Annotated in this window: 12 protein-coding genes; 11 read left to right on the top strand and 1 reads right to left on the bottom strand. The window is 69.8% G+C overall.

The window, feature by feature from the left end; translation table 11 throughout:
* Positions 1-163 precede the first annotated feature (163 nt).
* The 10 genes from FB471_RS11105 to FB471_RS11060 all read left to right on the top strand — a co-directional run bounded on the left by FB471_RS11105 (position 164) and on the right by FB471_RS11060 (position 10,961).
* Complete coding sequence (locus FB471_RS11105; protein WP_141997546.1) at positions 164-982, top strand: SGNH/GDSL hydrolase family protein; 819 nt, start codon at positions 164-166, stop codon at positions 980-982.
* A 154-nt stretch (positions 983-1,136) separates the two neighbouring features.
* Positions 1,137-2,753: a carboxyl transferase domain-containing protein gene (locus tag FB471_RS11100; protein WP_141997544.1), complete on the top strand. Its 1,617-nt coding sequence runs from the start codon at positions 1,137-1,139 to the stop codon at positions 2,751-2,753.
* Positions 2,754-2,759: 6 nt separating this feature from the next.
* Positions 2,760-4,745: an acetyl/propionyl/methylcrotonyl-CoA carboxylase subunit alpha gene (locus FB471_RS11095; protein ID WP_141997542.1), complete on the top strand. Its 1,986-nt coding sequence runs from the start codon at positions 2,760-2,762 to the stop codon at positions 4,743-4,745.
* A complete protein-coding gene (locus tag FB471_RS11090) occupies positions 4,745-5,899 on the top strand; it encodes an acyl-CoA dehydrogenase family protein (RefSeq protein WP_141997540.1) in 1,155 nt (384 codons plus the stop codon). Before FB471_RS11095 ends, FB471_RS11090 begins: the two co-directional genes overlap by 1 nt.
* 170 nt (positions 5,900-6,069) lie before the next feature.
* Positions 6,070-6,837 (top strand): type I methionyl aminopeptidase, encoded by a 768-nt coding sequence (gene map / locus FB471_RS11085; RefSeq protein ID WP_142001764.1) that lies wholly within the window; start codon positions 6,070-6,072, stop codon positions 6,835-6,837.
* Positions 6,834-7,346, top strand: coding sequence for a GNAT family N-acetyltransferase (locus FB471_RS11080; protein WP_141997538.1), 513 nt, complete (start codon positions 6,834-6,836; stop codon positions 7,344-7,346). The genes map and FB471_RS11080 overlap by 4 nt, the downstream gene beginning before the upstream one ends.
* Positions 7,347-7,453: 107 nt before the next feature.
* Positions 7,454-8,323: an SDR family oxidoreductase gene (locus tag FB471_RS11075; protein WP_141997536.1), complete on the top strand. Its 870-nt coding sequence runs from the start codon at positions 7,454-7,456 to the stop codon at positions 8,321-8,323.
* A gap of 125 nt (positions 8,324-8,448) precedes the next feature.
* Positions 8,449-9,528, top strand: coding sequence for an alpha/beta fold hydrolase (locus FB471_RS11070; protein ID WP_141997534.1), 1,080 nt, complete (start codon positions 8,449-8,451; stop codon positions 9,526-9,528).
* A gap of 58 nt (positions 9,529-9,586) precedes the next feature.
* Positions 9,587-10,576: a LysR family transcriptional regulator gene (locus FB471_RS11065; RefSeq protein ID WP_141997532.1), complete on the top strand. Its 990-nt coding sequence runs from the start codon at positions 9,587-9,589 to the stop codon at positions 10,574-10,576.
* Positions 10,577-10,580: 4 nt separating this feature from the next.
* Entirely contained in the window at positions 10,581-10,961 is a 381-nt protein-coding gene (locus FB471_RS11060) for a hypothetical protein (RefSeq protein WP_141997530.1), read from the top strand.
* Between the two features lie 10 nt (positions 10,962-10,971).
* Here the strand turns inward: FB471_RS11060 and FB471_RS11055 are convergent, their stop codons facing one another.
* Positions 10,972-11,811 carry a peptidoglycan-binding domain-containing protein gene (locus FB471_RS11055; RefSeq protein ID WP_141997528.1) on the bottom strand — a complete coding sequence of 280 codons (840 nt, stop codon included), beginning with the start codon at positions 11,809-11,811 and terminating at the stop codon, positions 10,972-10,974.
* A 468-nt stretch (positions 11,812-12,279) separates the two neighbouring features.
* Here FB471_RS11055 and FB471_RS11050 point away from each other — a divergent pair, with 468 nt between their 5' ends.
* Positions 12,280-12,654, top strand: coding sequence for a hypothetical protein (locus tag FB471_RS11050; protein ID WP_141997526.1), 375 nt, complete (start codon positions 12,280-12,282; stop codon positions 12,652-12,654).
* Positions 12,655-12,707: the final 53 nt, after the last annotated feature.

Below are 12,707 nucleotides of genomic sequence, written 5' to 3'. Positions count from 1 at the left end.
TTCTATCCAGGTATCTGTTCAAATGTCGGGTTATTCAGGTCCGTAGCGTGTGTCACCAATGCGCTGACCTGCAACGACCGCTCACACGGGCCTGGCGGCCCGCGGTCGCCGGGTCGTTCTGAATAACCCTCCAGGCTTGACCGCTTCATCGAAAGGGTCGTCAATGAGGCCGCTCCCTGCACGATCACGACTGCCCGGAAACAGATCCCTCGTCCTGATCTCGGTCGCCGTACTGGCGCTGCTCGGCGTGTCCACCCCGGCTGTGGCACACGAGGCCGCCGCGGAGGACTACGTCGCACTCGGTGACTCCTACTCATCCGGAACCGGTGCCGGGGACTACGGCGACTCGGGTTCCTGCAAGCGCAGTGCCAACGCCTACCCACGGCTGTGGGCTGACGCGCACGGCGCCGACATCACCTTCGCCGCCTGCAGTGGCGCGCGAACGCCGGACGTGCTGAACAACCAGCTCGGCGGGCTGGACGCCGGCACGACACTGGTCACGATCTCGGTCGGCGGCAACGACGCCGGGTTCACGGACGTGATCACCACCTGCACCCTCGGCTCGGACCAGACCTGCCTGGACCGGATCGACGAGGCCAAGGACTACGTCCACGGCACCCTGCCCGGCCTGCTGGACAACGTGTACGACACGATCCAGGACCGGGCGCCGAACGCGGAGATCATCGTGTTGGGCTACCCGCGGCTGTACCAACTCGACGGTTCCTGCAACGTCGGGCTGAGCGAGACCAAGCGGGCCGCGATCAACTCCGCCGCCGACACGCTGGCCGAGGTCACCAGCCAGCGGGTGGCGGCGGCCGGACTCACCTTCGTGGACCTGCGCGGCCCGTTCGCCGGGCACGGCATCTGTTCCGCTGACTGGTGGCTGCACAGCCTGACCTGGCCGATCGACCATTCCTACCACCCGAACCAGGAGGGGCAGGCGCTCGGCTACCTGCCCGCGCTGAACGGCGTCACGGGCTGACCCTCACCCCCGTCCTCCGGTGGACAGCCAGGTTAGCGGTCGCTAACATCCCTAGTGGAGTTAACGGTTGCTAACCTGGCTGCCCGTTTATCCTGCTGGTGAGCCAGGGAGGACGAGGGAGGCTGTGCCTTTGTCAGGGACGCTATCCGGAGGCGTGGCGGACCGGCCGGTGCTGGCCAGTTCCGCCGACCCCGGAACCGAGGCCTACGCGCGCAACCAGGCCGCCCACACCGAGCTGGTCGCGGACCTGCGTGCGCGGCTTGCGCTGGCGCGCCAGGGCGGTTCGGAGAAGGCGCGCGCCCGCCATGTGGAACGCGGCAAGCTGCTGCCCCGGGACCGGGTGGACGCGTTGCTCGACCCCGGGTCGCCGTTCCTCGAGCTGTCCCCGCTCGCCGCGACCGGCATGTACTCCGACGAGGCGCCCTCGGCCGGCATCATCACCGGCATCGGCAGGGTGTCCGGCCGGGAGTGCGTGATCGTGGCCAACGACGCGACGGTGAAGGGCGGCACCTACTACCCGATCACCGTCAAGAAGCACCTGCGCGCCCAGGAGGTCGCGCTGCACAACAACCTGCCGTGCGTCTACCTGGTGGACTCCGGCGGAGCGTTCCTGCCGCGGCAGGACGAGGTGTTCCCGGACCGCGAGCACTTCGGCCGCATCTTCTTCAACCAGGCCACCATGTCCGCGCGCGGTATCCCGCAGATCGCCGCGGTGCTCGGCTCCTGCACCGCGGGTGGTGCCTACGTCCCGGCGATGAGCGATGAGGCGGTGATCGTGCGCGAGCAGGGCACGATCTTCCTCGGCGGCCCGCCGCTGGTGAAGGCCGCGACCGGCGAGGTGGTCACCGCGGAGGAACTCGGTGGGGGAGACGTGCACGCCCGCTCCTCCGGGGTCACCGACCATCTGGCCACCGACGACGCGCACGCGCTGCGGATCGTGCGCTCCATCGTGTCCACCCTCGGCTCGCGCGCGCCCCGGCCGTGGCAGGTGCTGCCCGCCGAGGAGCCCGCGGTGGACCCGGCGCAGCTCTACGGCATGGTGCCCACCGACTCGCGTACCCCCTACGACGTGCGCGAGGTGATCGCCAGGATCGTGGACGGCAGCCGGTTCGCCGAGTTCAAGAAGGAGTACGGGACCACGCTGGTCACCGGGTTCGCCCAGATACACGGCCATCCGGTCGGCATCGTGGCGAACAACGGCGTGCTGTTCGCCGAATCCGCGATGAAGGGTGCGCACTTCATCGAGCTGTGCGACCAGCGCTCGATCCCGCTGCTGTTCCTGCAGAACATCACCGGGTTCATGGTCGGGAAGGACTACGAGGCCGGCGGGATCGCCAAGCACGGCGCGAAGATGGTCACCGCGGTAGCCTGCGCGCGGGTGCCGAAGCTGACCGTGATCATCGGTGGCTCGTTCGGCGCGGGCAACTACTCGATGTGCGGGCGGGCGTACTCGCCCCGGTTCCTGTGGATGTGGCCGAACGCCCGGATCTCGGTGATGGGTGGCGAGCAGGCGGCCTCGGTGCTGTCCGCCGTGCGCAGGGACGCCATCGAGGCGCGCGGCGAGGAGTGGCCGAACGCCGAGGAGGAGGCGTTCAAGGAGCCGATCCGCGCCCAGTACGAGGAGCAGGGCAGCCCGTACTACTCCACCGCGCGGCTGTGGGACGACGGGGTGATCGACCCGGCGGACACCCGCACGGTGGTGGGGCTCGCGCTCTCGGTGGCGGCCAACGCGCCGCTGGAACCGGTTTCCTACGGCGTTTTCCGGATGTGAGCGAGTATGTTCGACACGGTTCTGGTGGCCAACCGCGGCGAGATCGCGGTACGCGTGATCGCCACCCTGCGGCGGATGGGGATCCGCTCGGTCGCGGTCTACAGCGACGCCGACTCCGGCGCGCGGCATGTGCACGAGGCTGACCTCGCGGTCCGGATCGGCCCGGCCGAGGCCGCCCGCAGCTACCTGGACATCGCGGCGATCGTCGCCGCGGCACGGGAGACCGGGGCGCAGGCCGTGCATCCCGGCTACGGCTTCCTCGCGGAGAACGCCGGATTCGCCCGCGCCTGCGCGGAGGCGGGATTGGTGTTCATCGGCCCGCCGGCCGAGGCGATCGAGGCGATGGGCGACAAGATCCGGGCCAAAGCCACGGTGTCCGCCGCCGGGGTGCCGGTCGTGCCAGGTGTGTCCGATGTGGATATTCCGGAGGGCGGGATCGCCGCGGCCGCCGCCGAGGTCGGCTATCCGCTGCTGCTCAAGCCCTCGGCGGGTGGCGGTGGCAAGGGAATGCGGCTGGTGGAGGCCCCGGACGGGCTGGCCGAGGCCGTGGAGTCGGCGCGCAGGGAGGCCACGGCCTCCTTCGGGGACGACACCCTGCTGCTGGAGCGGTTCGTCACCACCCCGAGGCATATCGAGATCCAGGTGCTCGCCGACGGGCACGGCGGCGTGATCCACCTCGGTGAGCGGGAGTGCAGCCTGCAGCGGCGGCACCAGAAGATCATCGAGGAGGCACCCTCGGCCCTGCTGGACTCCGGGACCAGGGACCGGATGGGCTCCGCCGCGGTCGAGGCCGCGCGCGCCGTCGGCTACCGCGGCGCCGGGACGGTCGAGTTCATCGTCTCCGCCAGGGACGCGAGCGAGTTCTTCTTCATGGAGATGAACACCCGCCTGCAGGTGGAGCACCCGGTGACCGAGATGGTGACCGGCCTCGACCTGGTGGAGTGGCAGGTCCGGGTCGCGGCGGGCGAACCGCTGGCCATGGCGCAGCGGGACGTGCGGCTGGACGGCCACGCGGTGGAGGCCAGGGTCTACGCCGAGGATCCGGCCAAGGGGTTCGTCCCCACCGGCGGCACCGTACTCGCGCTGACCGAACCGGCGGGTGACGGCGTGCGGGTGGACTCCTGGATGCGGCCGGGTACCGTGGTCGGCTCCGCCTACGACCCGATGCTGGCCAAGGTGATCGCTTGGGGCCCGGACCGGGCGGGGGCGCTGCACCGGCTGGACCGCGCGCTGGCCGAGACCGCCGTACTCGGGGTGCCGACGAACGTCACCTTCCTGCGCGCGCTGCTCGCCGACGAGCAGGTGCGGTCGGGTGAGCTGGACACCGGCCTGGTGGAACGCCGGATCGGTGCGCTGGTCGGCGACGGCGTTCAAGAGGAGTTCTTCGTCGCGGCCGCGCTGGACCAGCTACTCACCCTCCGGCCGACCGGCTCCATTGTCGATCCCTGGGAGCGGCCGACCGGCTGGCGGCTCGGCGCGCCTGGCGGGGTCGTGTTCCGGCTGCGCTGCGGGGAGACCGAGGCCGTCCTGCGGGTCGAGGGTCCGCCGGAGGATGCCGTGGTGACGCTGGACGATTCCGGGCCCGCGCCGGTGTCCGCTTCCTGGAGTGGCACGGGGGATTCCCTCGACCTGCGCTACGCGGGGGCGTTCCGCCGCTACCGGCGGGCGAAGGGTGCGCAGGGGCTGTGGCTGGCCAGGGAAGGGCATTGCGTCCTGGTCGGGGAGTGGCCGCGGCTGCTCGCCACCCAGGGCGAGGCAGCGGGGACCGGGCGGCTCACCAGCCCCATGCCCGGCACGGTGCTGGTGGTCAAGGTCGCCGAGGGCGAGCAGGTGAGCGCCGGGGCTTCGCTGCTCGTGGTGGAGGCGATGAAGATGGAGCACACCATCACCGCGCCGGTGGACGGCGTGGTCAGCGCACTGCATGTCCATGCGGGCCAACAGGTCGCGCTGGACGAACCGCTTGCCGTGGTAACCCCACCCGAGGAGAAGTGATGATCGATTTCCGGCTGGACGACGAGTACGAGGCACTGCGCGAGACGGTACGGGAGTTCGCGCGGTCCGAGGTGGCTCCGGTGATCGGCGGGTACTACGAGCGCGAGGAGTTCCCGTACGACCTGGTGTCCACAATGGCCGGTATGGGTCTTTTCGGCCTGCCCTTCCCCGAGGAGTACGGCGGCATGGGCGGGGACTACTTCGCGCTGTGCCTGGCGCTGGAGGAACTCGGGCGGGTGGACTCCTCGGTGGCGATCACCCTGGAGGCCGGGGTGTCCCTGGGCGCGATGCCGATCCACCGCTTCGGTACCGAGGAGCAGAAGCGGGAGTGGCTGCCCGCGCTGTGCTCCGGCGAGGCGCTGGGCTCCTTCGGGCTGACCGAACCCGGCGGCGGCTCGGACGCCGGTGCCACCCGCACCACGGCGAAGCTGGTGGACGGCGAATGGGTGATCAACGGCAGCAAGTCGTTCATCACCAACTCCGGCACCGACATCACCCGCCTGGTCACCGTCACCGCCGTGACCGGGCAGCGCGCGGACGGTGGCAAGGACATCTCCACCTTCATCGTGCCGTCCGGTACCCCGGGATTCACCGTGGCGCCGAAGTACTCCAAGGTCGGCTGGAACGCCTCGGACACGCACGAGCTGTCCTTCGACGACTGCCGGGTGCCGGAGGCGAACCTGCTCGGTGAGCGGGGCCGCGGCTACGCCCAGTTCCTCTCCATCCTTGACGAGGGCCGGATCGCGATCGCCGCGCTGGGTGTCGGCCTCGCCCAGGGCTGCGTGGACGAGTGCCTGCGCTACGTCGGCGAGCGGGAGGCGTTCGGCAGGCCGATCGGGGAGTACCAGGCGATCCAGTTCAAGATCGCCGATATGGAGCTGCGCGCGCATACCGCCCGGCTGGCCTACTACCAGGCCGCGGCGCGGATGCTGCGCGGCGAGCGGTTCAAGAAGGAGGCCGCGATCGCCAAGCTGGCCTCGTCGAACGCCGCGATGGACAACGCCCGCGAGGCGACCCAGATATTCGGCGGCTACGGCTTTATGAACGAGTTCCCGGTCGGCCGCTTCTACCGGGACGCGAAGATCCTCGAGGTCGGCGAGGGCACCAGCGAGGTCCAGCGCATGCTCATCGCGCGCGAACTCGGCCTCCCCTAACCCCATCCAAGGCCCTGAACGTGGCTTTCCGGACGTTGGACGCCGCGAACGGCACTATTGGGACATCTGACGTCTCAAACGCCACGTTCAGGGCATTTTGGGTCGGGGTGCGGGCGAGTACCTACCTGTGATAATTATACCGGTATAGATATCACAGGAGGTGTGTTGTGCTGATCGAGTTGAAGACCGAGGGTGAGCTGGCGGTCATGCGGGCGGCGGGCAAGGTGGTCGCCGATGCGCTGCGGGCCGCACGGGAGGGCGCCGAGGTCGGGACGTCCCTGCGGGAACTGGACGAGATTGCGGCGCAGGTGCTGCGTGTGGAGGGGGCGAAGTCGTCCTTCCTGCACTACCACCCGCGGTCCGCCCCGGCGCCGTATCCCGCCGTGCTGTGCACCAGCGTGAACGATGCCGTGGTGCACGGCGTCCCCACCGGCTACCGGTTGCGTGACGGCGACCTGCTCAGCATCGACTTCGGCGCCGAGGTGGACGGCTGGCACGGGGATGCCGCGATGAGCTTCGTGGTCGGCACTCCGGACGAGCGGGACCTCGACCTGATCGCCACCACGGAACGCGCGCTCGCCGCCGGGATCGCGGCCGCCGTGCCGGGGGCGCGGTTGGGCGACCTCGGCCACGCGATCGGCGAGATCGGGCGTGCGGCGGGGTACGGCCTGGTGGCGGACCACGGTGGGCACGGGATCGGCCGCGCGATGCACGAGGCCCCGCACGTGCCCAACGAGGGCAGCCCGGGGCGCGGGATGCGACTGCGCGAGGGGATGGTGCTCGCGATCGAGCCGATGCTCACCGCCGGCGGCCGGGACGACTACCGGACGGCCGAGGACGGCTGGACGATGCACACCGCGGACGGCAGCAGGGCCGCGCATGCCGAGCACACCGTGGCGATCACCGCGGACGGCCCCCGTGTCCTCACTGTTCCATGAACGCTCCGGCCATTCGTGCGGGCTCCACGGACGACGCGGGCACGCTGCTGCGGATGTTCGACGACGCGGTGGCCTGGCAGGTGCGCAGGGGTGGCGGGGGCCAGTGGGGGACCGAGCCCTGGTCGGCCGACCCGGCCAAGGTCGAGCGGGTGCGCGAGATGGCGGACCGGCCGGGGCTGTGGATCGCCGAGTTCGACGGCGAGCCCGCCGGCGCCCTGCTGGTCACCGAGTGGTGCCCGGACCACATACCGCCGCCCGCCGAGCCCGAGCTGTACGTCAACCTCCTGCTCACCGCGGGCGGCCACGGCGGCAAGGGCGTCGGCGGCACGCTGCTGGACCACGCCAGGGAGGTCGCCCGCGCCCGCGGGCTCGGCCTGTTGCGGGTGGACTGCTGGGCGGGCGGCGACGGCAGCCTGGTGCGCTACTACACCGGGCAGGGCTTTACTCCGACCGAGCGGTTCGACTATCGCGGCTGGCCGGGGCAGCTCCTCGAGCAACGGGTGCGGTGACCGGGCCGCTCTGGCGCCGCCGGGCGATCCGGTGCACCATGACAGGCATTAGTTGACAACACGTCAACACGAGTCGGTCGCAGCACAGTCGCTGAGAGGAGCCGGACATGGGCAGGCAGCCGCGGACGTTGCGGGGCAAGGTGATCGTGGTCACCGGCGGGGCGCAGGGGATCGGGGCGACGACGGTCGGCGCGCTGGTCCGCCGGGGCGCGCGGGTGGCCATCGGCGACCTGGACCTGGTACGGGCCGAGAAGGCGGCGGCCGAGCTCGGCCCGGACACCATCGCGCTGCCCCTCGATGTCACTGACACCCGGGGCTTCACGGCCTTCCTCGACGAGGTCGAACACCGGCTCGGGCCGATCGACGTGCTGATCAACAACGCCGGGATCATGCCGCTCGCGGCACTGGAGGAAGAGGACGACGCCTCCACTCGCAGGCAGCTGGAGATCAACCTGCACGCGGTGATCCACGGCACCAGGGAGGCCGTCCAGCGGATGCGGCCGCGGCGCAGCGGGCACATCGTGAACGTCGCCTCAATGGCGGGCAAGGCGGGTTTCCCCGGCGGTGCCACCTACTGCGCCACCAAACACGGTGTGGTCGGCCTCTCCGAGGCGGTGCACCTCGAACTGCACGGAACCGGGGTGGATGTCTCCTGCGTGCTGCCCGCGATCGTGCGCACCGAGCTGGCCAGCGGTCTCAAGGAAGCCAAGATGATCAAATCGGTGTCCCCGGAGGAGGTCGCCGCGGCCATCGTGGATGCCCTGGAGCGGCCCCGGTTCGACGTGTATGTGCCGAAATCGCTGGACGCGCTCGGCCGGGTCACCCGGCTGCTGCCCCGCTCCTTCGGTGAGTGGCTCGTGCGCACGCTCGGTGGGGACCAGGTGCTCGCCTCGGCCACGCACTCCAGCGCGCGGGCGGACTACGAGGCGCGGGCGGCGGAGAGCGCGCCGGGCGCGGGTTCGGAGGAGCGGACCTAGTACTGTCTCTTGTGGACTCCGAGTGGTCGCTTGCCGGGTGCTTGCCCTGGTCAGCTCCTTGAGTAGTCGATCAGCACAAGGCAGGATGCCGCACTGACCGGGTTCGCGATCGAGGAGGCGGGGACATGGCAGCACCACCGGCGCGGTTCGCCGCGGCTACGGCCAATGTCGTGGGCAAGGTGTTCCAGGGTGGGGTGGCCGACCTGCGGCCGATGCCCAGGGTGTTGATCGACCAGGGCCCGAACCGTTCGGTGTACCGGATGGCCTCGGCCGGCTCCACGCCCGCCGGGCCGCCGGTGCTGCTGGTGCCGCCGCTGGCCGCGCCCGCGCTGTGCTTCGACCTGCGGCGCGGATGCAGCCTTGCCGAGCACCTCGTGGACGGCGGCCGGCGCACCTACCTGCTCGACTACGGCAACGTCGCCTTCTCCGACCGCAGGCTGGGTGTGGAGCACTGGATCGACGAGGTGCTGCCGCGAGCGATCCGCGCGGTCAGCGAGGACTCCGGTGGGCAGCGGGTGCACCTGGTCGCCTGGTGTCTCGGCGGGATCTTCTCCCTGCTGGCCACGGCCGACCAGCCGGAACTGCCGGTGGACTCGATCGCCAGCGTGGCCGCGCCCTTCGACTTCACCGCGATCCCGCTGGTGGCGCCGCTGCGACCGCTGGTCGACCTCACCGGCGGCCACCTGCTGACGCCGTTCTACCGGATGCTCGGCGGCGCACCGTCCTATCTGGTCAGCAGGGTGTTCCGGATCACCGGGTTGAACAAGGAGATCACCAAACCGTTGGCGATCCTGAAGAATCTGGACGACCGGGATTTCCTCGCCCAGATCGAAGCGGTCGACCACTTCATGGACAACATGATCGCGTATCCCGGCCGTACCTTCGGGCAGCTCTACCACCGGTTCTTCCGGGCCAACGACCTCGCCGAGGGCACGGTGGACCTCGGCGGCCGGATCATCTCGCTGTCCGGGGTGAAGGTGCCGGCGCTGGTGATCGCGGGCGAGGGTGACGGGATCGCGCCACGCCCCGCCGTGGAGCGGCTGGTGGGCCTGCTGGAGAACGCGCCCCAGGTGCGGTTCGAGGTCGCGCCCGGCGGTCATCTCGGCGTGCTCACCGGGCGCAGGGCGCGCGGCACGACCTGGCGACACCTCGATGAGTTCCTCGCCGAGCGGGTCGCTCGTACCCCGGACACCGGGGGCGTGTGAATACCCCGGACTTTCGTCGCTGTTGGGCCGCGCACCCGACGGGGTATCAAGAGTGGTTATGGCTGAGTTGGAGCTCAGGCACCTGCGAACCCTGTGCGCGATCGCGGAGACCGGCAGCCTCACCAAGGCCGCGGCCCGGCTCGGGCTCACCCAGCCTGCGCTGAGTGCGCAGCTGCGATCGGTCGAGCGGATCGTCGGCGGGCTGCTGTTCGAGCGGAAGCCGACCGGTAGCGAACTCACCGACCTCGGCAAGCACGTGGTGAGCACGGCCAGAGTCGTGCTCGACGATGTGGACCAGCTGGTCGACCTGGCCCGCGACCGGGCGCGTGGCCCCGATCGCGGGCCGTTGCTGGTCGGGTCGATCCCCACCCTGTTCCTCGGCAGCCTGGTCTCGGAGCTGCGTTCCCGGTTCGCCGGCATCCAGGTGCGTACCAACATCGTCCGCTCCTCGGCACAACTGCTGGAGGACCTCATCGCGGGTCGGCTGCACCTGGCCGTGCTGGAGCGGTTCGAGGGGCTCGAGCGCAGGGAGATCCGCGGTGTCGAGATGCGCACGCTGGTCAGCGAGCCACAGTTCATCGCGGTGCCGGCGAACGACGCGTTGGCCGAGCAGGACGTGATCGACCTGTGCGACCTGGCCGGGATGGACTGGGTGACGCCGCCGCCGGAGCAGGACGGGCTGCGCATGCTGCTGCACACGGTATGCGCGGCCGCCGGGTTCACCCCGCGCCGCACCCATCACACCACGGAGAGCAGCACGGCGTGGTCCCTGGTCGCGCAGGGCGCCGCCTGCTTCGCCGACCCCGCGACGCCGAGCACGGCCGAGGTCGCCATCCGGCCGTTGAGCGGCCAGCCGATCCTGGTCCCGCTGCTGGTGGCCACCCGGCAGAGCGGACTGCTGGGTGGGCGGGCGCAGGACGTCTACGCCTGCGCCGCCAGGGCGTACATGTCGATCGTGGATCTGAACCCGGACTACGCCCGCTGGTGGGCCGAGCATCCCCGGGCCCACGCCGAACTGGACGCCGCGCTGCGGGTGCAGGCAGGGTGATCGAATGCCGGTGTCATCGAAGGACCGTGAGCGCTGTAGGGCCTTACTGCGCGAGGGCGACAGTATCCGTTACCTCTTCCTCGGCACGGCCATCTGGCTGGGATTCGGGCCGGTGCGGGCCCAGTTCTACGTCGTGGTCGCCGACAGCGAGGTGCTCGTGATCGGCCGGAGCTGGTTCGGCGGCAGGCCGAAGGCGGTGTGGCACCGCTACCCGCGGCGGATCCGGCTGGGTCCGGTGCGGGAGCAGCCCTCCGTCGGGCCGATGATCACCCTGGGCAGCCTGCACCTGGAGATCGACGAGGAGTTCGTCTCGGTGATCAGGGCCGCCGACGCCGAGATCTCCGAGGAGGACGTCCTGCCGCCGGACCCGTTGCCGGATCTGTGAGGCTCGCCGGTCAGCGGCGCTGGTACTCCTCCCAGGTCACCTTCGGGGTGACCACCGGACCGTCGTCGGGTGCGCGGTTGGCCAGCCCGTTGTAGCCGAGGTAGTAGTCCCCGGCTTGGTGCTGTGCCGCGGGGGACTGGTCGGTGTCGGCCAGCGCGATCGCGTGGATGTGGTACCCCCACGGCCCCTGGGACGGCGTGCGCACCCAGGCCGCGAATCCGACCTGGCGCAGCTTCCTGGCGACGTCGGTGCGGGTGCCCGCACTCATCCCGGCCACCGAGATGTCCAGCGCGCCCCCGCCGTCGTGGGTGCCTGCCGAACCGCCGACACCGCCGGGGTTGTAGGAACCCTGCGTGATGCCGAGCTGCCTGCCGAGCAGGCGTTCCGCTTCGACGAGCATCGCCTTGGTGCGGCCGTTCATCAGCTCGCCGTGGTAGGTCAGCCTGCCACCGGGGTCGAGCACGTTGCCGACGGTGTACCGCGACTCGCCCAGCTTGCGTAGCGAGGTCTGCCCCGGCAGCCCGGACGCGGCGAGCCCGGTGTAGCCCAGCGAGCGCTGGTACGCCGCGTAGGCCGAGATGGTGGCGGTGCCGAAGTGGCCGTCCACGTACTGGCCGTCCAGCAGGTTCCTGGCGTCCAGGGCCCGTTCCACCAGCAGCACGCTGTCCTTGGCTCCCGGGGTGAGTGTGGTGCCCGGCCTGCGCGGGTCGATCTGCGCCGCCTTGATCACCGCCTCCATGTTGGCCGTCGGCAGGGCGGCGGGCGCGGCCTGTACCGGCGCCGCCACGGCGATCGCCGACATGGCCGCCGCCGCGGTCAGCACGGCGACCTTGGTGACCCTCGTCCTCATGGCTGTCCTCCACTGGTTCGAGTGCTTCGAGTACACAGTGGAGCCCAGGCTGACCGGCCCGAGTACAAACCCCGTACAAATCGGCACTGGCCTACACCCGGCGGGAAGTTCCCTGCTCAGGTCAACGCCACCGACCAACGGAAGGACGGCACAGAAACGCAGAACCCCAGATGTCCCGGCTCGCCACTGCGCGATGATGATTGGCAACGTGACGACGTGAATCGCCGTGAACTACTCCGCCTGATGACGCTCACGGGAAGCCTGCTCGCTATCCCCGCCAGTGCGGTCGACGTGGACCGAATCGCGTACAGCGCTACAAATCCTCGGCGCCTCGATCCTGTTACGCTCGACAATTACAAGCGGTTGAACGCCAACCTTTGGCCGGAGACTACGCCTCATGGCCGGTGACTTGTTCCAGCTCTGCGGAGAAATATTCTTCGACAGTGACAGCTATGCGGACGCGGCACAGTGTCGGTCGGTGAGGGACGTATCTTCCGCAATGCTTGGATTTCTGGGGTCAAGAAGTATTGCCCCGGAGAGCCGAAGCCAGGTTACATCGCTACGTGGGAAGAAATGCCCGATTGGGAACGTGCCAGCGCTGCCGCCGTGTATCACCAGGTGCGTGATTTCGTGCTCGCCACCGCTGGCAACACGGCGAGACTCACTCGTGAACAGAAAGGACGATTCGTCGCCCTATGCTGGATCGGTCAAATTTTCAAGCACATTCCCGATCCGAAAACTTCGTACGTCGCTGACTGGGAAGCCATGCCGGAATGGCAGCGTGAGACCGACTCCGACATGTTCGAACGTATCGAGCGGGAAGTAACCGAGCGGACCTCCTGAGAACTGTCCCCGGAGGCGGGGTATGTCCTGGCCGTCGCACTGCCTTACGCTGT

The sequence above is a fragment of the Amycolatopsis cihanbeyliensis genome (assembly GCF_006715045.1).
Lineage (GTDB): Bacteria > Actinomycetota > Actinomycetes > Mycobacteriales > Pseudonocardiaceae > Amycolatopsis > Amycolatopsis cihanbeyliensis.
Note: the sequence above shows the minus strand (reverse complement) of the source record. Positions and strands in the feature narration are given on the sequence as shown.

Bases quoted from the DNA above. Each gene is read 5' to 3' on its own strand.
- FB471_RS11065 (WP_141997532.1), top strand. From the start codon at position 9,587: ATGGCTGAGTTGGAGCTCAGGCACCTGCGAACCCTGTGCGCGATCGCG.
- FB471_RS11080 (WP_141997538.1), top strand. From the start codon at position 6,834: ATGAACGCTCCGGCCATTCGTGCGGGCTCCACGGACGACGCGGGCACG.
- FB471_RS11070 (WP_141997534.1), top strand. From the start codon at position 8,449: ATGGCAGCACCACCGGCGCGGTTCGCCGCGGCTACGGCCAATGTCGTG.
- FB471_RS11060 (WP_141997530.1), top strand. From the start codon at position 10,581: ATGCCGGTGTCATCGAAGGACCGTGAGCGCTGTAGGGCCTTACTGCGC.
- FB471_RS11075 (WP_141997536.1), top strand. From the start codon at position 7,454: ATGGGCAGGCAGCCGCGGACGTTGCGGGGCAAGGTGATCGTGGTCACC.
- FB471_RS11055 (WP_141997528.1), bottom strand. From the start codon at position 11,811: ATGAGGACGAGGGTCACCAAGGTCGCCGTGCTGACCGCGGCGGCGGCC.
- FB471_RS11095 (WP_141997542.1), top strand. From the start codon at position 2,760: ATGTTCGACACGGTTCTGGTGGCCAACCGCGGCGAGATCGCGGTACGC.
- FB471_RS11105 (WP_141997546.1), top strand. From the start codon at position 164: ATGAGGCCGCTCCCTGCACGATCACGACTGCCCGGAAACAGATCCCTC.
- FB471_RS11090 (WP_141997540.1), top strand. From the start codon at position 4,745: ATGATCGATTTCCGGCTGGACGACGAGTACGAGGCACTGCGCGAGACG.